At 75.3% G+C, this 23,215-nt stretch carries 26 protein-coding genes; 9 read left to right on the forward strand and 17 right to left on the reverse strand.

Annotated features, from left to right (window positions below; translation table 11 throughout):
• Positions 1 to 49 precede the first annotated feature (49 nt).
• Positions 50 to 667 (forward strand): class I SAM-dependent methyltransferase, encoded by a 618-nt coding sequence (locus tag CLV52_RS01560; protein ID WP_133764224.1) that lies wholly within the window; start codon positions 50 to 52, stop codon positions 665 to 667.
• 147 nt (positions 668 to 814) lie between these two features.
• On the opposite strand, the gene rocD is transcribed toward CLV52_RS01560, so the two are convergent.
• The 3 genes from rocD to CLV52_RS01575 form a co-directional block, all read right to left on the reverse strand.
• Positions 815 to 2,002, reverse strand: a complete 1,188-nt coding sequence (rocD, locus tag CLV52_RS01565) for an ornithine--oxo-acid transaminase (protein WP_133764226.1) — start codon at positions 2,000 to 2,002, stop codon at positions 815 to 817.
• Positions 1,999 to 2,790 (reverse strand): dimethylargininase, encoded by a 792-nt coding sequence (gene ddaH / locus CLV52_RS01570; protein ID WP_133765781.1) that lies wholly within the window; start codon positions 2,788 to 2,790, stop codon positions 1,999 to 2,001. The genes rocD and ddaH overlap by 4 nt, the downstream gene beginning before the upstream one ends.
• Before the next feature lie 237 nt (positions 2,791 to 3,027).
• Positions 3,028 to 3,393: a hypothetical protein gene (locus CLV52_RS01575; protein ID WP_133764228.1), complete on the reverse strand. Its 366-nt coding sequence runs from the start codon at positions 3,391 to 3,393 to the stop codon at positions 3,028 to 3,030.
• A gap of 109 nt (positions 3,394 to 3,502) precedes the next feature.
• On the opposite strand from CLV52_RS01575, the gene CLV52_RS01580 reads away from it, so the two are divergent.
• The 3 genes from CLV52_RS01580 to CLV52_RS01590 all read left to right on the forward strand — a co-directional run bounded on the left by CLV52_RS01580 (position 3,503) and on the right by CLV52_RS01590 (position 6,367).
• Complete coding sequence (locus CLV52_RS01580) at positions 3,503 to 3,940, forward strand: Lrp/AsnC family transcriptional regulator (protein WP_133764230.1); 438 nt, start codon at positions 3,503 to 3,505, stop codon at positions 3,938 to 3,940.
• A gap of 336 nt (positions 3,941 to 4,276) precedes the next feature.
• Entirely contained in the window at positions 4,277 to 5,071 is a 795-nt protein-coding gene (locus CLV52_RS01585; RefSeq protein WP_133764232.1) for a C40 family peptidase, read from the forward strand.
• A gap of 66 nt (positions 5,072 to 5,137) precedes the next feature.
• The gene (locus CLV52_RS01590; RefSeq protein ID WP_133764234.1) at positions 5,138 to 6,367 is read left to right on the forward strand and encodes a DUF805 domain-containing protein; all 1,230 of its coding nucleotides are present in this window, start codon (positions 5,138 to 5,140) and stop codon (positions 6,365 to 6,367) included.
• Positions 6,368 to 6,373: 6 nt separating this feature from the next.
• Here the strand turns inward: CLV52_RS01590 and CLV52_RS01595 are convergent, their stop codons facing one another.
• Positions 6,374 to 7,330: a DNA-3-methyladenine glycosylase family protein gene (locus CLV52_RS01595; RefSeq protein ID WP_246017887.1), complete on the reverse strand. Its 957-nt coding sequence runs from the start codon at positions 7,328 to 7,330 to the stop codon at positions 6,374 to 6,376.
• 105 nt (positions 7,331 to 7,435) lie between these two features.
• Between CLV52_RS01595 and CLV52_RS01600 the strand changes: the two genes are divergently transcribed.
• Positions 7,436 to 7,924, forward strand: a complete 489-nt coding sequence (locus tag CLV52_RS01600) for a pyridoxamine 5'-phosphate oxidase family protein (protein WP_133764236.1) — start codon at positions 7,436 to 7,438, stop codon at positions 7,922 to 7,924.
• A gap of 2 nt (positions 7,925 to 7,926) precedes the next feature.
• Positions 7,927 to 8,862 (forward strand): zinc-binding dehydrogenase, encoded by a 936-nt coding sequence (locus CLV52_RS01605; RefSeq protein ID WP_133764238.1) that lies wholly within the window; start codon positions 7,927 to 7,929, stop codon positions 8,860 to 8,862.
• Positions 8,863 to 8,989: 127 nt separating this feature from the next.
• Here the strand turns inward: CLV52_RS01605 and CLV52_RS01610 are convergent, their stop codons facing one another.
• A complete protein-coding gene (locus tag CLV52_RS01610; RefSeq protein WP_162850672.1) occupies positions 8,990 to 9,979 on the reverse strand; it encodes a LacI family DNA-binding transcriptional regulator in 990 nt (329 codons plus the stop codon).
• Positions 9,980 to 10,202: 223 nt separating this feature from the next.
• Here CLV52_RS01610 and CLV52_RS01615 point away from each other — a divergent pair, with 223 nt between their 5' ends.
• The gene (locus CLV52_RS01615; protein WP_246017888.1) at positions 10,203 to 11,453 is read left to right on the forward strand and encodes a multidrug effflux MFS transporter; all 1,251 of its coding nucleotides are present in this window, start codon (positions 10,203 to 10,205) and stop codon (positions 11,451 to 11,453) included.
• A 31-nt stretch (positions 11,454 to 11,484) separates the two neighbouring features.
• Here the strand turns inward: CLV52_RS01615 and CLV52_RS01620 are convergent, their stop codons facing one another.
• The 11 genes from CLV52_RS01620 to hemE all read right to left on the reverse strand — a co-directional run bounded on the left by CLV52_RS01620 (position 11,485) and on the right by hemE (position 21,047).
• Positions 11,485 to 12,921, reverse strand: a complete 1,437-nt coding sequence (locus CLV52_RS01620; RefSeq protein WP_133764243.1) for a glutamate-1-semialdehyde 2,1-aminomutase — start codon at positions 12,919 to 12,921, stop codon at positions 11,485 to 11,487.
• On the reverse strand, positions 12,903 to 13,880 hold the full coding sequence (gene hemB / locus CLV52_RS01625; RefSeq protein ID WP_133764245.1) for a porphobilinogen synthase: 978 nt from the start codon (positions 13,878 to 13,880) through the stop codon (positions 12,903 to 12,905). The genes CLV52_RS01620 and hemB overlap by 19 nt, the downstream gene beginning before the upstream one ends.
• Complete coding sequence (locus CLV52_RS01630; protein WP_133764247.1) at positions 13,877 to 14,665, reverse strand: uroporphyrinogen-III synthase; 789 nt, start codon at positions 14,663 to 14,665, stop codon at positions 13,877 to 13,879. The genes hemB and CLV52_RS01630 overlap by 4 nt, the downstream gene beginning before the upstream one ends.
• Entirely contained in the window at positions 14,662 to 15,603 is a 942-nt protein-coding gene (hemC, locus tag CLV52_RS01635) for a hydroxymethylbilane synthase (RefSeq protein ID WP_211342583.1), read from the reverse strand. The genes CLV52_RS01630 and hemC overlap by 4 nt, the downstream gene beginning before the upstream one ends.
• Positions 15,600 to 16,775: a ferrochelatase gene (locus tag CLV52_RS01640; protein WP_133764249.1), complete on the reverse strand. Its 1,176-nt coding sequence runs from the start codon at positions 16,773 to 16,775 to the stop codon at positions 15,600 to 15,602. Before CLV52_RS01640 ends, hemC begins: the two co-directional genes overlap by 4 nt.
• Entirely contained in the window at positions 16,772 to 17,434 is a 663-nt protein-coding gene (gene hemQ / locus CLV52_RS01645) for a hydrogen peroxide-dependent heme synthase (RefSeq protein ID WP_133764251.1), read from the reverse strand. Before hemQ ends, CLV52_RS01640 begins: the two co-directional genes overlap by 4 nt.
• A 190-nt stretch (positions 17,435 to 17,624) precedes the next feature.
• Positions 17,625 to 17,888 carry a DUF3618 domain-containing protein gene (locus CLV52_RS01650; protein ID WP_133764253.1) on the reverse strand — a complete coding sequence of 88 codons (264 nt, stop codon included), beginning with the start codon at positions 17,886 to 17,888 and terminating at the stop codon, positions 17,625 to 17,627.
• Positions 17,878 to 18,288 (reverse strand): phage holin family protein, encoded by a 411-nt coding sequence (locus CLV52_RS01655; protein ID WP_133764255.1) that lies wholly within the window; start codon positions 18,286 to 18,288, stop codon positions 17,878 to 17,880. The genes CLV52_RS01650 and CLV52_RS01655 overlap by 11 nt, the downstream gene beginning before the upstream one ends.
• A 5-nt stretch (positions 18,289 to 18,293) precedes the next feature.
• Positions 18,294 to 18,569: a YtxH domain-containing protein gene (locus CLV52_RS01660; protein WP_133764257.1), complete on the reverse strand. Its 276-nt coding sequence runs from the start codon at positions 18,567 to 18,569 to the stop codon at positions 18,294 to 18,296.
• Positions 18,570 to 18,690: 121 nt separating this feature from the next.
• Positions 18,691 to 20,028, reverse strand: a complete 1,338-nt coding sequence (locus tag CLV52_RS01665; protein ID WP_133764259.1) for a protoporphyrinogen/coproporphyrinogen oxidase — start codon at positions 20,026 to 20,028, stop codon at positions 18,691 to 18,693.
• Complete coding sequence (gene hemE / locus CLV52_RS01670) at positions 20,028 to 21,047, reverse strand: uroporphyrinogen decarboxylase (protein ID WP_425455650.1); 1,020 nt, start codon at positions 21,045 to 21,047, stop codon at positions 20,028 to 20,030. The genes CLV52_RS01665 and hemE overlap by 1 nt, the downstream gene beginning before the upstream one ends.
• Before the next feature lie 102 nt (positions 21,048 to 21,149).
• Here hemE and CLV52_RS01675 point away from each other — a divergent pair, with 102 nt between their 5' ends.
• Positions 21,150 to 22,421: a glutamyl-tRNA reductase gene (locus CLV52_RS01675; RefSeq protein ID WP_133764263.1), complete on the forward strand. Its 1,272-nt coding sequence runs from the start codon at positions 21,150 to 21,152 to the stop codon at positions 22,419 to 22,421.
• Positions 22,422 to 22,427: 6 nt separating this feature from the next.
• Here the strand turns inward: CLV52_RS01675 and CLV52_RS01680 are convergent, their stop codons facing one another.
• Positions 22,428 to 22,718, reverse strand: coding sequence for a hypothetical protein (locus CLV52_RS01680; RefSeq protein WP_133764265.1), 291 nt, complete (start codon positions 22,716 to 22,718; stop codon positions 22,428 to 22,430).
• Positions 22,719 to 22,845: 127 nt separating this feature from the next.
• Here CLV52_RS01680 and CLV52_RS01685 point away from each other — a divergent pair, with 127 nt between their 5' ends.
• Positions 22,846 to 23,148, forward strand: coding sequence for a hypothetical protein (locus tag CLV52_RS01685; protein ID WP_133764267.1), 303 nt, complete (start codon positions 22,846 to 22,848; stop codon positions 23,146 to 23,148).
• Positions 23,149 to 23,215: the final 67 nt, after the last annotated feature.

Raw genomic sequence — 23,215 nt, forward strand, 5'->3', positions numbered from 1 at the left:
GGACCCTTCGTACGATGGGTCCCGACGCGGACGGAGGCCTCCGACGACCATGAGCTCGCGAAGCAGGGACTTCTGGGAGGGCCGCTACCGCACCGCCGCCGAGGCGGGCACGAGCCTCTGGGGCGACGCGCCGAACGGCTGGATCGCCGAGCGGGTCGCCGGGCTCGCGCCCGGCGTCGCCGTCGACATCGGAGCCGGGGAGGGCCGCAACGCGCTCGCGCTCGCCCGGCGCGGCTGGCGGGTCATCGCGACCGACTTCTCGCCCGCCGCCGTCGAGGGCATGCGGGCCGCCGGGGCCGGGCTCCCCCTCGAGGCGGTCGAGGCGGACGCGACGACCTGGACGGCGCCGGAGCCCGCCGACCTCGCGGTGCTCTGCTACCTGCAGCTGCGGCCCGAGGGGCTGGCCGCGGCGATCGCCCGCGCCGCCGAGTCGCTCGCACCGGGCGGGGTGCTGCTCGGCATCTGGCACGACCGGGAGGACGTCGAGCGCGGCCTCGCCGGGACGATGGATCCCGCGATCCGGACCACCCCGGACGAGACGCGGGCCGCCGCGGAGGCAGCCGGTCTCGTCGTCGAGCTGTCCGGGCGCCGCGACCGGGAGACCGCAGCGGGGCTCGCCTGCGACTGCCTCCTCATCGCCCGGAGGCCCGTGGACCACACCGGTTGAGCCGGGCGCCCCGCGCCCGCGCCGAGACCACCCCGGACGAAAGGTCCACTCCGGGGTGGTCTCGAGGCTCGCTGCGCTCGCACCTCGACCAACGGGTGGCGCGGAGCGACGCGGGCGGGGCGGGTGGCGCGGAGCGACGCGCGGCCGCTACGAGCGGAGGGCGCCCTCGAAGACGTCGATCGCGTGGTGGAGGTCGGACTCCTCGATGACGATCGGGGGCGCGAAGCGCACGGTCTGGCCGTGGGTGTCTTTCGCGAGGACGCCGCCGGCCATCATCCGCTCGCAGACCTCGCGCGCGGTGCCGACCGCGGGGTCGATGTCGACGCCCGCCCAGAGGCCGCGGACGCGGACGGCGGTGACGCCGTGCCCGATGAGCGGCTCCAGTCGCGCGCGGAGGACCTCGCCGAGCTCGCGGGCGCGGCGCTGCGGCTCGCCCGTGGCGAGCATGCGGACGACCTCCAGGCCGACGGCCGCGGCGAGCGGGTTGCCGCCGAAGGTCGACCCGTGCTCGCCGGGCCGGAGGACGCCGAGCACGTCGTCGTCGCCCACCACGGCCGACACCGGGACGATGCCGCCGCCGAGCGCCTTGCCGAGGAGGTAGAGGTCCGGCACGACGCCGACCAGGTCGCAGGCGAAGGTGGCGCCGACGCGGCCGAGGCCGGACTGGATCTCGTCCGCGATCATGAGCACGTTCCGCTCGTCGCAGAGGCGGCGCACGGCGGGCAGGTAGTCGTCCGGCGGCACGACGACGCCGGCCTCGCCCTGCACGGGCTCGAGCAGGACGGCGACCGTGGTGTCGTCGATCGCGGCCTCGAGCGCCTCCGCCGAGCCGTACGGCACCATCCGGAAGCCCGGCGTGTACGGGCCGAAGCCCTCGCGCGCCGACGGGTCGTCGCTGAACGAGACGATCGTGGTGGTGCGGCCGTGGAAGTTGCCGCTCGCGACGACGATCGTCGCAGCGCCGTCCGGCACGCCCTTCACCCGGTAGCCCCAGGCGCGGGCGACCTTGATGCCGGACTCGACGGCCTCGGCGCCGGTGTTCATCGGCAGCACCATCGTCTTGCCGGCGAGGGCGGCGAGCTCCCGGGCGAACGGCTCGAGCCGGTCGTTCTCGAAGGCGCGGCTGACGAGCGTCACCCGGTCGAGCTGCGCCTTCGCCGCGGCGATCAGCTGCGGGTGCCCGTGCCCGAAGTTCACGGCGGAGTAGGCGGCGAGCAGGTCGAGGTAGCGGCGACCGTCCGAGTCGACGACCCACGCGCCCTCGCCCGTCGCGATCTCGACGGGCAGCGGGTGGTAGTTGTGCGCGAGCGCGCTGCGCTCTTCCACGGCGCTCATCGGTCGCCCCGCAGCTCGAGCGTGCAGCACTTGACCCCGCCGCCGCCGAGCAGCAGCTCGGCCAGGTCGAGGCCGATCGGGGTGTAGCCCCGCTCCTTCAGCGAGGCCTCGAAGCCGACGGCGCGGGAGGCAATGACGACGTTGCGGCCGTCGGAGATCGAGTTGAGGCCGAGCCAGCGAGCGTCCTCGAGGCCGACCTCGATCGCGTCCGGGTAGCGGCGGTGCAGCTCGGCGCGGCTCACGTCGTCGAACGCCTCGGGCAGGAACGCGATGTTCGCGTCCGCGCCCGTCGGGTCGAGCACGGCGAGCGCGGTGTCCAGGTGGTAGAACCGCGGGTCGACGAGGCGGAGGGTCACGACCTCCCGGCCCGTGACCTGCGCCAGCTCCGCGTGGCTCTCCACGCTCGTGCGGAAGCCGGTGCCGGCGAGGATCACGTCGCCGACGAGGAGGAAGTCGCCCTCGCCCTCGTTGACCTCCCGCGCCTCGTGGACGCGGAAGCCGTGCTCGGCGAACCAGGCGCCGTAGGCGGGGCCCTCGGGCTGGCGCTCCGGGTGGGTGAACCTCGCCGTGTAGGCGACGCCGTCGAGCGTGAAGCCGCCGTTCGCGGCGTAGACCATGTCGGGCAGGCCGGCGATCGGGTCGATCAGCTCGACGTCGTGACCGAGGCCGACGTAGGCGTCGTACAGGGTCTGCCACTGGCCGAGGGCGACCGACGTGTCGGTCGGGTCCTCCGGGTTCATCCAGGGGTTGATCCGGTACGCCACGGTGAAGTGCTCGGGACGGCACATCAGGAAGCGGCGCCGGAGGGCGGTCCGCCCGGCGACGGCGGAGGGTGCGGGAAGCGACACGACGGTCCTCTCGGGGTGCAGCGGAAGCTGGACGTGCCGGACCAGGTCGACGGCGCATCCAGTGTGACCCGAGGACTGCGCAATCGGCGCCAGACCTGCGCAACGATCGTGCGGCCGAACTGCTCTGACTGATCTTTCCGTGCGTTGTACCGCCGATCGACGGTGCGGACCGCGCGATCAGCGGTGACCGGGCACGCGGTGCGGCGTGCCGGCCACGCCCGCGCTCACACCGCCGGCGCCGGCGAGGCGTCGCTGGGCCTCCCGCGCCCGCATGGCCTCGATCCGCTCGACCGCGCGCCGGTGCCGCCGGACGCCCCGCCGGCCGCGGACGACGAGGAACAGCCCGAGCGCGAGCAGCAGGGCGCCGCCGAGCATCGGCCAGAAGGCCGCGACCGACACGAACCCGATCACGAGCTCGGCGACGAAGCCGGGGATGGAGCCGACGTGCACGACGAGGACGAGCGCGCCGACGAAGGCCATCGTGCCGCCGACGCCGATCTCCACCCGCGACGGGGTGGGCGGTGCGGATGCACGACTGGACACGGCGCGACCGTATGCCGCCGAGCGGACCGACCGCCCTCCCCAGTCCGGGTCGGGCGCAGCGATGCTGCGTCGAGGACCTGGTCGACGCAACGACCCGTAGGGTCGGCGCATGGATGCCATCGACTCCCGCATCATCGACCTGCTGAAGCGCAACGCGCGCTCCGCGTACGGCGACATCGGCGCCGTGGTGGGCCTGTCGGCGTCCGCGGTGAAGCGCCGGGTCGACCGCCTGCTGGCCGAGGGCGTCATCCGCTCCTTCACCGTGCAGGTCGACCCCGCGACCGAGGGGATGAGCACCGAGGCGTGGGTCGAGCTGTTCTGCCGCGGCACCGTCTCCCCCACCGAGCTGCGCCGCATCCTCTCCGCCGTGCCGGAGGTCGTCTACGCCGGCACCGTGACCGGCAGCGCGGACGCGATCGTGCACATGCGGAGTCGTGACATCCCGAGCCTGGAGCTCGCGCTCGAGCGCGTCCGTGTGGCGCCGAACGTCGACCACACCCGCAGCGCGATCGTCCTGTCGCGGCTCGTGAACCGCACGGCGGGCTGATCCGGCGCCGATTCCGCTGAGCGGGATTCCGCGGAGCACCCGCAGAACGGACCGTCGCACCCTGGGAATCCCGGGCACGACCTGGGGTTCGTGTCTCGATCCGGCAACACGCTCGGCGCGTCGTCGGCGCCGGACGCCCTCGATCCACTAAGCGCGCATTCGCCTCGTCGTGATCCTCCTGTTACCTTCCTCGGCGACCTCCGCGGCCCGATCACCACCCGGGCTGCGAGCCATCAGGCGCGCCCCCCATCGCGGCCGACGACCACCCCGTCCGGCCTGCCTCCGGCGCGCCCGCGGCACGCCCTCGGGCGGCCGCCCGACCCGAGGAGATCCCCAGTGCCCCGAAGGACGATCAGGACCGCCGCGATCGCACTGACCGGAGCGGCGACCGCCGCGACCGTCGCCGCCGGATGCCTGCTGGGCGCCGCGCACGCGGCCCCGCCGGCGCAGCCCGCAGCGGCTGCCTCCCCCGACACCGCCGCCGTGGTGCAGGTCGTCCGCACGCGGCTGACGGTGCTCGAGACGCAGGCCGACGCCGCCGGTCGCGCCGCCCAGCTCGCGGACGAGGCGGTGCTCGAGCACGACACCGCGGCGAACCGCGCCGCGGCCGACCGCGCCGAGGCCGCCCTCGCCACGCTGGCGGATTCGCAGACGCCCGAGCTCACGCGCCTGCTCGACCGCCTCACCGCCCTCGGGGTCCGGGTCGACGACCCCGCCTCCGACGGCGCGACCGCCACGACGGCGGCGCTGGTCGGCAAGACGCGCGCGCTGCGGGCCGTCTCCTTCGCCCGCAAGCAGATCGGCGACCCCTACGGCTTCGCGAAGGCGGGCCCGGGCCGCTGGGACTGCTCCGGCCTCACCATGAAGGCCTACACGGCCGTGCACGTCTCCATCGGCGGCCACAGCGCGACCGCGCAGTGGCGCAAGGCGAAGCAGCGCCACGACCTGAAGGCCTGGAAGCAGCGCAAGCCGGGCGACCTCATCTTCTACGGCCGCCCCGGCGCCGTGTACCACGTGGCGATCTACGTCGGCCACGGCCGGATGATCGAGGCGCCGTACCCCGGCAAGCGGGTGCGCGAGGTCAAGGTCCGCAACGCCGGCCGGCTCTCGCAGGTGGCGCGCCCGGCCTGACCGCGCGGGGCGCGCGGAGGCCCTCGGTACGCTCGAGCGGTCCGTGTTCGAGCGCCGAGGAGCGGAATGCCCGTCGACCCCACCGATCCCGACCTCCCGCTGTACGGGGCGTCGCCGCTGACCGCCTACGCGCGCTACTGGAAGCGGTACGTCGTGTTCACAGGGCGGGCGAGCCTGTCCGAGTACTGGTGGTCCGTGCTGCTCAGCTCGGTCATCGCGATCGCGCTCGGCGTGCTGGGCGGGATCCTGCTCGCGGTCGGCGCCGCGCTGGCCCAGCAGGGCTCGGCTGCGGCGGCGATCCCGAACGCCCTCGGCGCGGTGCTCCTGTTCGCCCTCGTCGCCTTCGCCCTGGCGCAGATCGTGCCCGGGATCGCGATCTCGGTCCGGCGGCTGCACGACGCGAACCTGTCGGGGCTGCTCTACCTGCTCGCGTTCATCCCCTCGGTCGGCGGCCTGATCCTCCTCGTGCTGAACGTGCTGCCGTCGAATCCGGAGGGCCGCCGCTTCGACGCCGGCGCACCCCTCTGGCAGCCGGTGATGCCGCAGCCCGTCGTCGCGTCCGGGGCGGCCGCTCGCCCCGCGCCGACCCCGGCGCCCGTGAACGGCGGCTTCGACGCCTGGCCGGCCCCGTCCGCACCGCCGCCCGCGACGGCGCCGCTGCCCGTCACGCCGCTCGTGGACGCCGCGCCGGAGCCGGACGACGCGATCGTCGCCGCGTGGAGGACCGTCGGCCGCGTGGACCGGGTCGAGGCGAAGCTCGGCATGCAGCCGTCGTGGCGCCGGCAGGCCTACCTCATCGTCCGTCGTGACGACGGCGTCGAGATCCTGACGACCGACGGGCTCGGCGAGGAGGAGGGGGCCGCGGCCCTCGGCGCCGGCGCGGAGGTCTACCTCGCGGGCCGGGACCTCGGCGCGACCCCGGAGGACGTCGCGGACGGCTGGCGCTTCACGCTCGTCGCCGCGGTCGCGCGACGCATCGGCGCGAGCGGGATGCACCTGCCCGCGGAGCTCGAGCAGTACGGCGCGCTCTCGATGTCCGTGCCGGCCGACGCCCCCGCCGAGTGGCGCACGCCGGACGGCGGCGTCGGCGTCCTGATCGGGGTCGGGCTGCCCGGCGTGCCCGAGGCCGTCGCCACGACGGCCGGGGAGGTCCGCCTCGTCGGCCTGGTGCCCCTGCGGCCGGAGGAGCTGCAGCGCATCCTCGACGGCGGCCGCGACGCCCGCTCGGCGATCGCCGGGCGCCTCGCCGCGCTGCCGCCGGCCGTCCTCACCGATCCGGCGCGGCCCGCGGTCTGACGCCGGTCAGTGGAAGCGGTGGTCCTGCGGGGCCAGCCGCTGCGCGCGCCGCGGCGGACCGACCCCGCTCGCGACGATGAGCCGCATGACCCGCTGCCGGTGCCCCCGCCACGGCTCCAGCAGCTCGAGCATCCCCGCGTCGTCGACCTTCCTGCCGATGAGCGCGGTGCCGACGATGCCGGGCAGGTGGAGGTCGCCGAAGCTCGGCGCGTCCGGGTCGCCGTGCGAGCGCTGGCTCGTCTCCGCCGCGGTCCAGATGCCGACGCCGGGCACGCTGCGGAGTCGCTGCGCGATCTCCGCGCCGCCGCGGCCCAGCGCGAGCGTGCGCTCGAGGCCGGGGGCGACGGCCGTGGCCGCCATCACCGCGGCGGAGCGCTTCGGATCGACACCGGCCCGGTGCCAGTCCCAGGAGGGGACCCGGCGCCAGGTGCTCGCGGACGGCGCGACGCGCATGCCCTCGGGCGCCGGTCCCGGTGCGGCCTCGCCGTGCCGCCGGACCAGCCACGCCCAGGCGCGGTGGGCGTCGACCGTCGCGACCTTCTGCTCCAGGATCGCCGCGACGAGCATCTCGAGCACCTGGCGGCACCGCGTCAGCCGCAGGCCCTCGTGGCGGCGCAGGGTCTCCGCGAGCAGCGGCACCGCGGCGACGTCGAGGTCGTCCCACTCGTCGCCCGCGCCGAGCAGCTCCGGCACGCCGTCGATGGCCCACTCGGCGCCATCGCCCCAGGCGTACGCGTGCACGGACCCGTCCGCGTGCTGCGCGAGGCGCAGGGTCGCGGGCCCGTCGGGGGTGCGGACTGCCCGCCAGACCACGGGCCGGTCGAGCTCGCGGCGGTAGGTCGGGTCGCCGGCGCCGCGGCGCAGCACCCGCACGGTGGCGATCAGATCGACCGGCGCGGCCGGCGCATAGACCGTGCGCACGACGCGCTCGGCCGCGATCGTCGCGCCCGCCGTCCCCCGCACCCGGCCAGCGTAGATCGCGCGAACGACAGGCGTGTGGTTCGTGCGCGCTTCGTCGCAGGGCGCACGCGCAGGGTTCTCGCCCGTCGGTCGGCTACCGTCCGGCGGATGGCGACCAAGGAAGAGCTCGAACAGCTCGGCACGATCATCGGCAAGGCGCGGATCGGCATCATCACCACCGTCAACGAGCACGGCGCGCTCGTGAGCCGGCCGATGTCGGTCAAGGACCGGGAGTTCGACGGCGACCTCTGGTTCTTCACCGAGGACCCGTCGCACAAGACGGACGAGGTCCGCGCGAACCCGCAGGTGAACGTCGCGCTCGACTCCGGCAAGGGCTGGGTGTCGATCGCCGGGGAGGCGTCGATCGTCAAGGACCCGGCGAAGATCGACGAGCTCTGGGACACCGGCGCCGAGGCCTGGTTCGAGGACGGACGCCAGGATCCGAAGGTCGCGCTGCTCAAGGTGACGGCGCACACGGCCGAGTACTGGGCGACCGACGCCCCGACGCCGCTCGTGCTCCTCAAGTACGCGAAGGCCGCGGTCACGGGCGGCCGCCCGGACGTGGGCGAGGCGCGCACCGTCGACCTCGACGGCTGACCGTGCGGGCGATCGTCGCGTCCGAGGCGGGCGCACCGGCGGCGCTCGGCGACCGTGCCGAACCGGACGGGCACGTCCTCACGGCGCTCTGGTCGTCCCTCAACTACAAGGACGCCCTCGCACTGCGGGGGCGTCCCGGTGTGCTGCGGTCGCTGCCGCTCGTGCCCGGCATCGACGTCGTCGGCCGGGACGCGGCGGGTGAGGTCGTCGTGGTGACCGGCGCCGGGCTCGGCGAGCGGACCGACGGCGGGCTGGCGGAGCGCGTCGCGATCGATCCGGCGACGGCCGTGCCCGTCCCGGCGCCGTTCACGCCGCAGCAGGCCGCCGGGATCGGCACGGCTGGCGTCACCGCGGCGCTGGCGGTCGCGGCGCTCGAGCGCGACGGCCTCCCCGACGGCCCGGTGCTCGTGACCGGCGCGGGAGGCGGGGTCGGCGGCTTCGCGATCGCCCTGCTCGCGGCGGCGGGCCGCGAGGTGCACGCCGCGACGGGACGCGCGGACGCGATCGGGGACCACCTCCGCGCGCTGGGCGCCTCGCGGGTGGTCGACCGACTGCCCGCGGAGCCGGGCCGGCCGCTGCAGAAGGCCGTCTGGGCCGGCGTCGTCGACTCCCTCGGTGGCGGTGCGCTCGTGAACGCGATCGCGCAGACCCTCCCCGGCGGCACCGTCGCGGCGTGCGGGCTCGCGGCCTCGCCGGACCTGCCGGGCACGGTGCTGCCGTTCATCCTGCGCGGTGCGACCCTCGCGGGGATCTTCTCCGTCGACCTCCCTGCGGCACGGCGCCGCGCGGCGTGGGACCTGCTCGCCGAGCGGATCGACGGCGCCGTCGTCGACCGGCTCACCGAGCGCGTCGTCGAGCTCGCCGAGGCGCCCGCGGTCGCGGAGGACGTGCTCGCGGGCGCCGTGCGCGGGCGGGTCGTGGTGCGGATCGCACCGTGAGCGGCACGACCGTCGTACCGGCGTCCGCGGACGCCTTCGACGACGTGGAGCTCGCGCTCGGGGCTCGCGGAGACGAGCCACCCCGTCGCCGTGCCCGGTCATGACCCTCGCGGCCTGAGCCGTCCCGTCAGGCGGCCGGCGGAGCGGTCGACGACCGGACGACGAGCTCCACGGGCGCCGGAGCGGTGCTGACCGCGCCGCGGCGCGCCCCGAGGTCCGCGAGGAGCAGGTCGGCCGCACGAGCGCCCTGCTCGGCGGGCGACTGCCGGACGGTCGTGAGCCCGTAGCCCGCCGAGTAGGGGTGGTCGTCGAGGCCGGCGACCGACAGGTCCTCGGGCACGCGGAGCCCGAGCCGCTGCGCCGCGAGCAGCACCCCGAACGCCGTCTCGTCGGTCGCGGCGAACACGGCGGTCGGGCGGTCCGGCCGGGCGAGCAGCTGCAGCGCCGCGGCGCGGCTGCCGTCGATGCTGAGGCCGCCCGACGCGAACCACCAGGAGGGCGCGGCGACGCCCGCCTCCGCGAGCATCGTCGTCCAGGCCTCGCGCCGCGCGCCCAGCACGCTCTCGAGCACGCCGGGGTCGAGCACGGCGCCGACGTGCGCGATGCGCCGGTGCCCGAGGGCGAGCAGGTGTCCCACGGCGAGGCGCGCCGCGTCCGCCTCCGGGATCGAGATCCCCCGCACGCCGGCGAACCGCCCGCCGACGGACACGAGCGGGGCGCGGACGTCGCGGAGCACCTGCTGCTCGTCCGCGTCGAGTCCGAACCCGATCACGACGTGGGCCGACGCCTGTCCGGCCCGGAGCTCCGCCGCGGTGAGGCGGCGGCGCGCACCGCCGGGCTCGGCGAGGTTCACGAGGCTCGTCGCCCAGCCCGCGCGTCGCAGCGCGGCGTCGACGCCCTCGAGCACGGCGGCGTAGAACCACCCCGTCAGCAGCGGCGTGACCACGCCGACGACCTTCGGGCGCCCCGTCGCGAGCGCGGCGGCGTTGCGGGACGGGACGAACCCCAGCCGGTCGGCCGCCTCCCGCACGGCCTCGACGGTCTCCGGGGCGACGTGCCGGAGGTCGCGGAGGGCGCGCGAGACCGTGGCCTCGGACACGCCGGCCAGCCTGGCCACGTCCCGGATCGTCGCCGGCATCCCACCCGTCCCCGCGCCGGCCGATCCGGCAGGGACAACGCTACGGCCGCGCGACGCGCCGGACGAGGGGTTTGCTCCGCAATCGCTTGCAGATCGAGGCTTCTCGGGTCTTCACGCGCGCCGGTGCCGGGGTCGGCGCCAGTGCTGCCGATGCCGTTCCGGAGATGCGCACCGCCGCCCGCCACATCCCGGGAACCGCCTCGTGTCCACGAACACCGCCTCCATCGCCGCCGTCCGCCTGTCGCCGGGCGACGCCCTCCGGCCCCGCGCGCGGGCCACCGTCGTCGTCATCCTCGGGCTGCTCGTCGCCCTCGGCCCGTTCACGACCGACCTCTACCTCCCCGCGTTCCCCGCCGTGCAGGCCTCGTTCGCGACGACGGACGTCGCCATCCAGCTGACGCTCTCCGCGACGGTCGCGGGCTTCGCGCTCGGCCAGCTCCTCGTCGGTCCGCTGTCCGACCGGTTCGGGCGGCGCGTCCCCCTCCTGGTCGCGACGAGCGTGCACGTGCTCGCCTGCCTCGGCGCCGCGATGGCGCCCGACGTGGGCGTGCTCGCCGCCCTGCGGCTGCTGATGGGCATGGGCGCGGCCGGCGGCGGCGTGGTCGCCGCGGCGATGGTGCGGGACCTCTTCCACGGGCACCGCCTCGTGCGCATGCTCGCGAACATGGGCCTCGTGTCGGGCGCCGCCCCGATCATCGCGCCGCTGATCGGCTCCCAGCTGCTCGCCGTGCTCGACTGGCGCGGTCTCTTCGTCTGCCTCGCCGTCTACGGCGCGGGCGCGCTGACCCTGGGCGCCATCGGCATCGGCGAGACGCGACCGGCGGAGCAGCGCGCCTCCCGCGTCCGGCGGACCGTCCGATCCCGCTACGGCGCCGTGCTGCACGACCGCTTCTTCGTCGGCGCGATGGTCGTCGGCGCCATGAACGGCGCGGGGCTGTTCTCCTACCTCGCCGTCTCGCCGTTCCTCCTGCAGGGCGGCTACGGCCTCGACCCGCAGCAGTACGGCGTCGTGTTCGCGATGAACTCCGTCGGTGTCATCGGCGGCGCGCAGCTCTCCGCCCGGGTGATGCGGCGCATCGGCCCGCAGTGGATCCTCGTCGGCACGATCTCGGCGCAGCTGCTGAGCGCGGGCGCACTGCTCACCACCCTCCTGTACCCGGCCCCGCTCGTCGCGGTCCTCGTGCCCCTCGCCGTGTTCCTGACCGCGTGCGGGTTCACGTTCCCCTGCGTGCAGGTGCTCGGCCTCCTGCACCACGGGGAGGAGGCCGGCACCGCGGCCAGCCTGCTGGGCGTCGGCAACTTCGGCCTGGCGGCGGTCACGCCCCTGATCGTCGGTTTCCTCGGCGCCGCGGTCGCGTCGTCGATCGGGATCGTCGCCGCCGTCGCCGGCGTCGTCGCGGCGACCGCGCTGCTGCTCCTCGTGCGGCCGAGGACGGTGCCGCCGATCGCCTGACCCGGCGCCGGGCCCGTTCTCGGGGAAGGGGTCAGGCGGGCGGCGTCGCGGCGGCCGCGGCGCGGGCCGCGGCCGGCAGGGCCTCCTCGACCCGGGCGAGCGCCGCGTCGTCATGCGCTGCGGTGAGGAACCACGCCTCGAACACGGAGGGCGGCAGGCTCACGCCCTGCTCGAGCATCGCGTGGAAGAACGCGGGGTGCCGCCACGACTCCTGGGCGCGCACCTCGTCGTAGTCGCGCGGGGCCCGCTCGAGCCCGAACGCCACGCTGAACAGGTTGCCGGCCCGGGAGATCGCGTGGGCCACGCCGGCCGCCGAGAGCGCCGAGCCCACCGCCGCGACGACGCGGTCGGCCGCGGCGTCGACGCGGGCGTACACGCCGTCGTCCGCCGCGCGCAGCGTCGCGAGGCCCGCCGCGACCGCGAGCGGGTTCCCGGACAGGGTGCCCGCCTGGTACACGGGGCCGAGAGGCGCGAGCAGGTCCATGACCGACGCCCGACCGCCGAGGGCCGCGAGCGGCATGCCGCCGCCGATGACCTTGCCGAAGGTGAGGAGGTCGACGTCCACCGCGCCCGCGGGGTCGAGCGCCCACCAGCCGCCGGCGTGGACGCGGAAGCCGGTCAGCACCTCGTCCATGATCACGAGCGCGCCGTCGGCGTGCGCGACGTCGACGATCGTGCGGTTGAAGCCGTCGTCCGGCGCGACGACGCCCATGTTCGCCGCGGCCGCCTCGGTGATCACCGCGGCGATGCGACCGGGGTGGCGCTCGAACGCCAGGCGGAGCGCCGCCTCGTCGTTGTAGGGCAGCACGAGGGTCTGCGCCGCGATCTCCGCCGGCACCCCGGCGGAGGCGGGCAGCGCGAACGTGGCGAGCCCCGACCCGGCGTCGGCGAGCAGCCCGTCGGAGTGCCCGTGGTAGTGCCCGGCGAACTTCACCACGAGGGACCGGCCGGTCGCGCCGCGGGCGAGGCGGACGGCGGTCATCGTCGCCTCCGTCCCCGTCGAGACGAGGCGGAGGCGCTCGATCGGCGAGCGACCATCGCGGTGGACGCGGGCGCGGACGAGCTCGGCGAGCTCGACCTCGCCCTCGGTCGGCGCGCCGAACGACAGCCCGCGGTCCGCGGCGCGCTTCACCGCGTCGACGACGGCCGGGTTCCCGTGCCCGAGCAGGGCGGGCCCCCAGCTGGCGACGAGGTCGACGTACTCGCGGTCCTCGGCGTCGTAGACGTACGGCCCGGACGCGCGCTGCACGAATCGGGGCGCGCCGCCGACGGAGCGGTATGCGCGGACGGGGGAGTTGACGCCGCCCGGGATGGAGCGCTGCGCCCGCTCGAACAGCCGCGCATTCGCGTCGAACGCGGCGTCCTGAGGCCCTCGAAGGGGCTCCTCCGGCGCCGCGACGCGCTGCTCCGCGTCGGGCGCGTCCGCGAGGTGCGCGCCCGCCGTCGAACTCACCGGTTCCGCAGCCATCCGGCCACCTCCGTCGCCCAGTAGGTCAGGACCGCGTCCGCGCCGGCGCGGCGGATCGCGGTCACGGACTCGAGGATCGTCCGTTCGCGGTCGATCCAGCCGTTCGCCGCGGCCGCCTCGACCATCGCGTATTCGCCGGACACCTGGTACGCCCACACCGGCACCGGGCTCTCGCGCGCGACGTCGGCGAGCACGTCGAGGTAGAAGGAGGCCGGCTTGACCATGACGACGTCCGCCCCTTCGGCGACGTCGAGTACGGCCTCCCGCCGCCCCTCGCGGCGGTTGGCGGGGTCCAGCTGGTAGGTGCGGCGGTCGCCCTGCAGCGCCGACTCGACCGCGTCCCGGAAGGGGCCGTACAGCGACGAGGCGTACTTCGCGGAGTAGGCGAGCAGCAGGACGTCCTGGCGCCCGGCCGCGTCGAGCGCCTCCCGGACCGCCGCGGTCTGGCCGTCCATCATCCCGGAGAGGCCGAGCATGTGCGATCCGGCCTCCGCCTGCGCGAGCGCCATGTCGCGGTAGCGGAGGAGGGTGGCGTCGTTGTCGACCGAGCCGTCGGCGGCGAGCACGCCGCAGTGGCCGTGGTCCGTGAACTCGTCGAGGCACAGGTCCGTCTGGATCACGACCGCGTCGCCGACCTCCGCGGCGACCGCGCGGGTCGCGACGTTGAGGATGCCGTCGGGATCCGTGCCGCCGGAGCCGATCGCGTCGCGGTGCTCGGGCACGCCGTAGAGCATCAGCCCGCCGACGCCCGCCGCCACGGCCTCGACGGCCGCGCGCCGGAGGCTGTCGAGGTCGTGGTGCAGCACGCCCGGCATCGACTCGATGGGGCGGGGCCCGGTCGCCCCCTCCCGCACGAACATCGGCAGCACGAGCTGCGCCGGATCCGTGCGGGTCTCGCTCACGAGCCGGCGGACGGCGGCCGACTGCCGGAGGCGACGGGGACGGACGACGGGGCTCATGGCAGCGGTCCTTGCATGGGTCGGTGGAGGGCGAGCTCCTCGAGGGTGTCGATCAGCGACTCGCTGCTCCGCTCCCGCGCGACGAGGTCGACGCGCAGGCCGGCCGCCTCGGCGTCGACGGCCGTGCGCGGGCCGATGCAGGCGATGATCGTGCGCGACGGCACGAGACCGATCTGCATGGAGATCTGGTTCGCGACGCTGCCCGAGGTGATGAGGATCGCGTCGAACTGGCCGGACGCGACCTGCGCGATCGTCTCCGGCGCGATGGGCACGCCGACGGTGCGGTAGGCGACGACGGAGTCGACGTCGTGCCCCGCGGCGCGGAGACCGTCGGTCAGCACCGGCTTCGCGATGTCGCTGCGCAGGGCGAGGATCCTGAGCGGCACGACGCCCTCGGTCGCGTCGCCCCACTCGGCCAGCAGGCCGGCGGCGGAGTTGTCGCGGCGCGGGACGAAGTCGACCCGGTAGCCGGCGGCGCCGAGCGCGGCCGCGGTCGTCTCGCCGACCGCGGCGACCTTCGTGCGCTCCGGGAGGACCACGCGATGGGCGGACAGCACGTCCACCGTCGTCGCGCTCGTGACCGACATCCAGTCGTACTCGCCGCCCGTGAGGCGGGTGAGCGCCTGGTCGAGCGCCGGGCCGTCGGCGGTGCCCGCGAAGTTGATCGAGGGCGCGACGACGGGATTCGCGCCTCGGAGCCGCAGCTCCGCGGCCACCCCGTGGCCCCACGGGCCGCCGCGCGGGACGAGCACCTTCCAGCCGCGCAGCGGCTTGTCGCCGGTCATGCCTGCGCTCCGAGCGGTGCGAGATCCGCGGCTCCAGCGGCGAGCAGCTCCGCGGCGAGGGCGTCCGCCGCGGCGGCGAGCTCGGCGCCGCGGTCATCGGCAGCGAAGGAGACCGTCCGCCGGCGATCGAGCCGTCGCCCGCCGCCGGGCCGGTGCACCGAGGCCCAGAGGGTCGCCGATCCCTCGCCGACGGTGCTCGCGACGCCGATCGGGGCGGCGCAGCCGGCCTCGAGCAGTCCGAGCACGCGGCGCTCCGCCGTGGCCGCGTCGCGCGCGGAAGGATCGGTGAGCTTCGCGATCACCGCGCCGATCGGCGTCGCCGGGTCGGAGTCGGCCTCCCGCACCTCGAGTGCGAGCGCGCCCTGCCCCGCGGCGGTCGGCCACGACTCGAGGTCGAGCACCTCCGTCGCGGCGTCGAGCCGGCCGAGCCGCGCGAGGCCGGCCCAGGAGAGCACGACCGCGTCGAGCGCGCCGTCCCGCACGCGGCCGAGGCGGGTGTCGACGTTGCCGCGGAGGTCGACGACGCGCAGGTCGTCCCGCCGGTCGATCAGCTGCGCGTGCCGGCGGGGCGAGCCCGTACCGACCGTCGCGCCGGCGGGCAGGGCCGCCAGGTCGAGGCCGTCGCGCGCGCAGAGCACGTCGCGCGCGTCCTCCCGCACGGGCACGCCTGCCACGACCAGCCCGGGCGCCGGGTCGATCGGCAGGTCCTTGAGGGAGTGGACGACGAGGTCGACCTCCTCCGCCAGGAGCGCCGCGCGCAGGGCGCCGGCGAACACGCCGGTGCCGCCGATCTGCGCGAGCGACGCCTTCGACACGTCGCCCTGGGTGGTCACGACGACGAGCTCGCAGGGCTCGCCGAGCGCCTGGATCGCGTCGCGGATGCGCCCGGCCTGGGCGAGCGCGAGCGCGCTCCCCCTCGTCCCGAGGCGCACCGTCACGGGGTGAGGCCGGCGACCGCGGGTCGGAACCCGAGCCTCGCGTTCTCGCAGCAGCCGGGTCGGCACACGTCGTACCAGGGGCCGAGCTCGGTCTCCGCCGGCCGGTCCGCGGTCGGGGTGCCGTGCACGCGCTCGAGCACGAGGTCCACGAGGCCGGCGACGTAGGCCGGGTCGACGCCCGGGGTCGGCGTCCGGACCGAGACGATCCCGAGCTCGCGCGCGGTCTCGGTCGCCTCCTCGTCCAGATCCCACATGACCTCCATGTGGTCCGACACGAAACCGAGCGGCACGAGCAGCACGGCCTTGACGCCACGGCCCGCGAGGTCGCGGAGCGCGTCGTTCACGTCGGGCTCGAGCCAGGGCTGCGTGGGCGGCCCGCTGCGGGACTGGTAGACGAGGTCCCAGGGCACGTCGCGGCCGCTGCGGGCCATGACGACCTCGGCGACCGCCGTGTGCTGCGCGGCGTACGCGCCGCCGTCGCCGAACCCGCGCGCCGCCGGACCGCTGTGCGACGCGTCGCCGGTCGGGATCGAGTGCGTGCAGAACAGCACGTGCGCCTCGTTCGCGAGATCGATGCCGGGGACCTGCCGCTCGAGCTCGGCGAGTCCCTCCTCGACGCCCTTCGTGAACGGCGCCACGAAGCCGGGGTGGTCGAAGTACTGCCGCACCTTGTCGATCACCATCGTGTCGGCGAGGCCCGTCGCGTCGAGCTCGCGCGCGAAGTCCTCCCGGTACTGCCGGCAGGAGGAGTAGGAGCTGTACGCGCTCGTCGCGATCGCGATGAGCCGGTTCGAGCCCGCCGCGGCCGCCTCCTGCAGCGCGTCCGCGAGGAACGGGCCCCAGTTCCGGTTGCCCCAGTACACGGGCAGGTCGACGCCGCGGGCCGCCAGCTCGGCCTCGAGCGCGGCCTTCAGCGCGCGGTTCTGCGCGTTGATGGGGGAGACGCCGCCGAAGTGCCGGTAGTGGTGCGCGACCTCCTCGAGGCGCTCGTCCGGGATCCCGCGACCGCGGGTGACGTTGCGGAGGAAGGGGATGACGTCGTCCTGGCCCTCCGGGCCGCCGAAGCTCGCGAGCAGGATGCCGTCGTACGCGACGGGGACCTCGACGTGCTCCGGGCCGGAGGACGCGGGCTCGGAGGCGTTGCGCACCGCGCCGATGTTCACCGCGGTCACGACAGCACCTCGTACAGCTCGTGCAGCTCGATGCGGCGGCCGGTGAAGAACGGCGTCTCCTCGTTCACGTGGAGCCGCGCCTCGGTCGCCCGGAGGTCGCGCATCATGTCCACGAGGTCGCTGAGCGAGTCGGACTCCATCGGCAGGATCCACTCGTAGTCGCCGAGCGCGAACGCCGAGACGGTGTTCGCGACGACGGAGGTGAACGCGGCGCCCTTCCTGCCGTGCTCCGCGAGCATCCGCTTGCGGTCCTCCTCGGGCAGCACGTACCAGTCGTAGCCGCGCACGAAGGGGTACACCGCGAGCCAGTCGCGCGCGCGCTCGCCGCGGAGGAAGCCGGGTACGTGACTGCGGTTGAACTCCGCCTCGCGGTGCACGCCGAGGGCGCTCCAGGTCGGGATCAGCGGCGCGAGCATGGCGGTGCGGCGGATGCGGCGCACGGCCCACTGGAGCACGGCCGGGTCGTCGCCGTGGAACCAGAACATGAGGTCGGCGTCGGCACGGAGTCCCGAGACGTCGTACACCCCGCGGGTCGTCACGCCCCTGTCGGAGAGCTCCTGGAGGACCTGCTCCAGGTGCTCGGTCGAACTGTCGCCGGGCACCTGCCCGGCGGTCCCTCGGCGGAACACGGCCCAGAGGGCCCAGCCTCCGTCTGTCATGGTGCGGCACTTCCTCGAAAGCAGCACGTGGGTGCACCCGCGCGGGCTGCTGCGACCCTGCGCATCGGACGCCGTCTGCTCGACGTCGTCTCGGCCGCGACGGCGCAGGCCGCAGACAGTGTCGCACCTCGTGGATGGGTGCCCGGTCCCGCCGGGCACCCTCTCGGCGGGAGGGGACCCCCACCCGCCGCTACCTCCTGGTCGCGCTCCGGATGATCAGCGCGGTGACGCCGGCGACGAGCCCGAGGGCTGCGGCGAGCGCGGCGTACACGACCTCGGGACGCTCCTGCCGGACTGTGTCGAGGGTGTCGATCGCGTCACGGAGGGCCGATCGGACGCGCTTCGGCACGTCCAGGCGGTCCTCGATCGCGTCGAGGGTCTCCGCGAGCCGCTGCCGGGTGGCCTCGATGTCGGACCGGATCTCGGAGAGCTGGCGCTCCTTGTCATCGGTCATACTGCTGGACCCCCTTGAACGCCTTCACGTCGTCTTTCACGCTGTCGACCGCTTCCTTCGGCACCGGCGGCACGCCCTTCTTGAGGCGCGAGACGCCGATGAGCACGAGGACGACCGCGATGATCAGCAGCAGCGCGCCGATGATCAGCGCGGACAGCCACAGGGGCAGCGCCTCACCGAGCCCGAGCACCGCCGCGGCGAGCAGCGGGAACGCCGCGAAGTAGAGGAACACGGCCGCGCCCGCGAAGAGCGCGATGCCGATGCCCGCGCTCTTCAGGCGCGTGACGAGCTCCCGCTTCAGCTGCTCGATCTCGTCCCGGATCAGCGTGGTGATCAGGCCGGGCAGCTCGCCGATCAGGGTGAAGACGGACTTCTTGCCGTCGTTCTTGTCAGCCGCCATCGTCGTCAGATGGACGGCGACGGCTCGCCGTCGTCCGTCCGCTTCACCTTCGAGACGACCTTCTTGGCCTGGCCCACGACGGCGTCCTGCACCTCCGGCGCCTTCTCCTTGACGAAGCCCTGCACCGTGCCGACGACCTCGTTCACGCCCTTCTGGACGTTGCGGTCGTTCCACAGGCGGTCGGCCGCGGACTTGATCTGGTCGTAACGCCGTCGGCCCGCCCGGGCACCGAGGACGTACCCGACCGCTGCACCGGCGACGAAGAAGATTCGACCCGCCATGGTTCACCTCTTTGCTCGGACGTGTCGCCGTTCCGGTCTGAACGACGTCGGCAACTGTATCGACCGCCGACTGAGTGCTCAGGATGTTCCCGACGGATGATCAGGATGCTCCTGGTGCGGTTCAGGACGTCCGCGGTCGCGCCGCGCGCTCGGCGCCCGCGACCACCGACGCGAGGCCGGTCCCCGCGACCCACGAGCCCGCGACGGTGAGGCCCGGCGGCAGCGTCGTCCGCGCGAGCGCCGACCGGAGGGCGATCGTCTCCGGGGCGAGGGCCGGGGCCGTGTCCGTCCAGGGCGCGTCGACGCGGGCGGCCGCGTGCAGAGCGTCGACCCCGAGCAGGGCGGCCGCGTCCCCGAGCACGACCGCGTCCGGCACCGCGTCGTGCCCCCGGTACGCGAGGCGGAGCAGGTGCCGTCGCCGTCCGGCGCGGTCGGCGAGCCACGGCCACTTCGCGGTGAGGTGCGTGATCGCGGTCGCGCGGACGTCCGTCCTGCCGGCGGCCCGCAGCACGCCGGTCCCGCGCGGGGCGCCGTCGAGCCGGGCGTCCTCGACGAGCAGCACGACCGCGCGCGTCTCGGCCGGCGCGGGTCGGGGCATCGCGGCGAGCGCCGGGGCGGCATCGCGGAGGAGGTCGAGCGCTGCGGCCCCGTCGACGGCGAGCACGACGCGGTCCGCCTCGAGGTCCTCCCGCTCGGTGACGACGGTGAAGCCCTCCCCCTCCGGATGCGGGTGCAGCCCGATCACGGGCGCATCCGTGCGCACGTCGGCGCCGAGGGAGCGCACGCGCGCCGCGAGGGCGTCGACGAGCCGGTGCACCCCGCCCTCGAGACCCTGCGCCGCCGCGCCCGCGGGAGCGGCGGCCCGCAGGCCCAGCACGGCGCCCGACAGCGACCCGGCGGCCGTGATCGCCGCGTTGAGGCCCGGTGCGATCAGCTCGACCGGCACCTCGTCGGGGTCGGCGCCGTAGACGTTCTCCACGACCGGGGCGACCAGCCGCTCGAGCACGCGGTCGCCCATCCGCGCCCGGACGAGCGGGCCGAGCCGTTCGTACCGGCCGACCTTGAGCACGGGCAGCAGCCGATCCAGGTAGGCGCGGGCCGCGCCCCTCCCGTCGATCACGCGGACGACGTCCGTCGCGACCGGGGACGAGGGGATGCCGAGGACCCCGCCCGCCGGCAGCGGCACGGTGCGGTCCGCGAGCGCGACCCACGCCGATCCGGCCGGCTCGCGGACCGCGTCGCCGAGCCCGAGGTCGTCGACGAGGGTCCGCACCACGCCGCCGCGCACGGCGAAGCTCTCCGCCCCGACGTCGACGGTCACGCCGCCGACGTCGAGGGGTCGGATGCGCCCGCCGAGCCGGTCGGACGCCTCGAGCAGCACGACGTCGTCGCCGTGGATCGCGAGGCGCCGGGCCGCGACGAGCCCGGCGACGCCGCCCCCGATGACGACGGTGCGCATCAGCGGCGGTGGGCCCAGTCGACGATGCGCGTGAGCACGCCCGGATCGGTCTCCGGCGGCACCCCGTGCCCGAGGTTCAGCACGTGCGCGGGCGCGGCGCGACCCGCCTCGACGACCTGCTCGAGGTGCCGCTCGAGCACGGGCCACGGGGCGGCGAGCAGCGCGGGGTCGATGTTCCCCTGCACGGGCGTCGTGCCGCCGAGCAGCGCGGAGGCCGCGTCGAGCGGGATGCGGTGGTCGACGCCGACGACGTCCGCCCCCGCATCGCGCATGGCCGCGAGCAGCAGGGCCGTCCCGGTGCCGAAGTGGACCTTCGGCACGCCGTCGACCGCGGCGAGCGCGGCCGCGGAGGCCGGCAGCGCGCCGGCGCGGTAGTCCGCCTCGGAAAGCCCGCCCGCCCAGGAGTCGAACAGCTGCACGGCGCGGGCGCCGGCTCGGACCTGCGCGGCGAGGAAGGCGCCGGAGAGGCGGGCGAGGAAGTCCGTCAGCGTCCGCCACGCCTCCGGGTCCGCGTGCATGAGGGTCCTGGCGCGCAGCTGATCCTTCGAGGGACCGCCCTCGACGACGTAGGAGGCGAGGGTGAAGGGAGCGCCGGCGAAGCCGATGAGCGGCACGTCGCCCAGCTCGGCGACCGTGCGCGCGACGGCCTCCTCGATCGGCGCGAGCGCGTCGTCGGGCAGGTCGTGGGCGACGAGGTCGGCGAGGTCGGCGGCGTCCCGCACCGGGCGGCCGAACACGGGGCCGCGGCCGGGGGCGATCTCGACGTCGACCCCGGCGAGCTTCAGCGGGACGACGATGTCGCTGAAGAAGATCGCGGCGTCGACGCCGTGGCGCCGGACCGGCTGCAGCGTGATCTCGGCGGCGAGCTCGGGGGTCAGACAGGCGTCGAGCATCGCGGTGCCGGCGCGCGTCGCCTTGTACTCGGGCAGCGAGCGGCCGGCCTGGCGCATGAACCAGACGGGCAGGCGCTCGGATCGGACGCCGCGGTAGGCCTGGAGGAGCGGGGAATCGGCGGGCACGGACCGGCATCCTGCCAGGGGCGCCCGCGGACCGTGCACATCACCTGACCCTCGTCGGCCCGGCGCCCGGCCCGGATTCGACGACTGGTAGAATCGCCCGCCGTGCTGACCGCTCTGACCGCCGACTACCGCACGGCGGGGTTCGAGGTCCTCGAGCGGCTCGCGACCGTGTCCCCCGAGACCTTCGCGCGATTCGTCGGCGCCCATCGGGGCGTGCGCGGCGGCGTGCTGCTGGCGACCTGCAACCGCTTCGAGGCCTACCTCGACGTCGCCGACGAGGCGGAGGTCGACGGGCTGCTCGACTTCGCCGCCGCGGAGGCGGGCGTCGACGCGGCCGCGGTCGCCGACGCCGCCGCCCGCCGCACCGGGTCCGACCTCGCCGGACACCTCTTCGCGGTGTCGAGCGGCCTCGAGTCCCTCGTCGTCGGGGAGGCGGAGATCGCCGGTCAGGTGTCCCGCGCGCTCGAGGCGGCGCGCGGGCTCGGCACGACGACGCCCGACCTCGAGCGCCTCTTCCAGCGCGCCTCCCGCACCTCCAGCGCCGTCCAGCAGCGCACGCGGGTCGGCAGCGCGGGCCGCAGCATCGTCCGGCTCGCCCTCGACCTCGCGGGCAGCCGCGTGACGGACTGGGCGACGACCCGGGTGCTGCTCATCGGCACCGGCACGTACGCCCGGGCGACGCTCGCCGCCCTGCGCGACCGCGGGGTGCACGAGATCGCCGTGTACTCGCCGAGCGGCCGCGCCCTGAAGTTCGCGCAGCGGGAGGGCGTCGTCGCCGTGACCCGCACGGATCTGCCGCACCGCCTCGCCCTCGCGGACATCGTCATCTCGTGCAGCATCGCGACGACCCCGATCCTCGACGCGGAGAAGCTGCGCCGGGCCCGCTCGGTCGTGGCCGAGCCTGCCCGCCAGCTCGTCGTCGACCTCGGCATGCCCCGGAACATCGAGCCGGACGTCGCGGGCCTGCAGGACGTCGACCTGCTCGACCTCGAGACGATCGGCAAGCACGCCCCGCTGCCCGAGCTGCAGGCGACCGACGACGCGCTCGCCCTCATCGCGGAGGCGGTCGCCGAGTACGGCGCCGACCAGCGCGCGACCGCGGCGACCCCGGCGGTCGTCGCCTACCGCGCCCACGTGTTCGAGCTGGTCGATCAGGAGATCGAGCGCCTCCGCCGGAAGGGCGAGGCGACGGAGGCCGTGGAGCGCGCGATGCGCCACCTGGCGGGCGTGCTCGTGCACACGCCGTCCGCCCGCGCCCGCGAGCTCGCCGCCGCGGGCGAGGCGCAGCGCTTCGCGGACGCCGTCGAGACCCTGCACGGGCTCAGCACGTCGCCGGCGAGCGACGAGCAGCCCGGCACGGTTCTCGCCGGCTGACGCCGCTCAGTCCTGCGGCGGTCGCCAGCCGATCGCGCGGACGCCGAGGTGGATGCTGCCGACGAGCAGCGCGATCACCGCGAGGACGCCGCTCAACGCGAAGCACCCTCCGCCGCCCGTCGGCGTCTGCTGCAGTCCCGCACCGATGAAGAGCAGCAGCACCGTCAGCGTGCCCGCCGAGGCCCAGATGATCCCGAGCGCGGCGTCGTACGGGTTCCGGACCCGCCGGACGACGCCGTCGACCTGCAGCGCCGGAGGGACCGCGCGGAACCCGGTCTCCGGGTCGAATGTGCTCATCGCTGGATGCTGGCAGAGGAATGCGCCGCAGCGCACCCTCGGATTCGCGGAATGCGCTCTCGAGGATCTCCCAAGACACGTGCGAGAACCCGTAACCTCCGCGTAACTTCCGCGTATCATCCGCACCGTGGCGTACCGAGTCGTGATCCCGCGCAGCATCCCGTTCGGCGAGTCGAACCGGGTGCAGCAGGCGGTGTGGAAGCGCGGCTACAGCACGCGCATCGCGGGCCGCGACGCCGCACAGCCGGACCAGGTCGTGGTCGAGTTCCTCCGCATGGTCGACGAGCTGCCCGAGCCGGGCGACGTCCCGGCGCTGGAGCAGGACCTCGAGCGGCTCCTCTCGAGCAGCCGCATCGATGCGCCGTTCATGGGCCGCGGCGGCTGGGTCGAGACGGTGCAGAACCGCCCGGCCCGCAAGCGCATCGCCTGAGAGCACATCAGCAGGAGTCCACGAGCACGACGGCAGGAACGATGCGCTTCAGCAGGAACCCCGGGCC

Origin of the sequence: Amnibacterium kyonggiense (genome assembly GCF_004364555.1) — a bacterium.
Lineage (GTDB): Bacteria > Actinomycetota > Actinomycetes > Actinomycetales > Microbacteriaceae > Amnibacterium > Amnibacterium kyonggiense.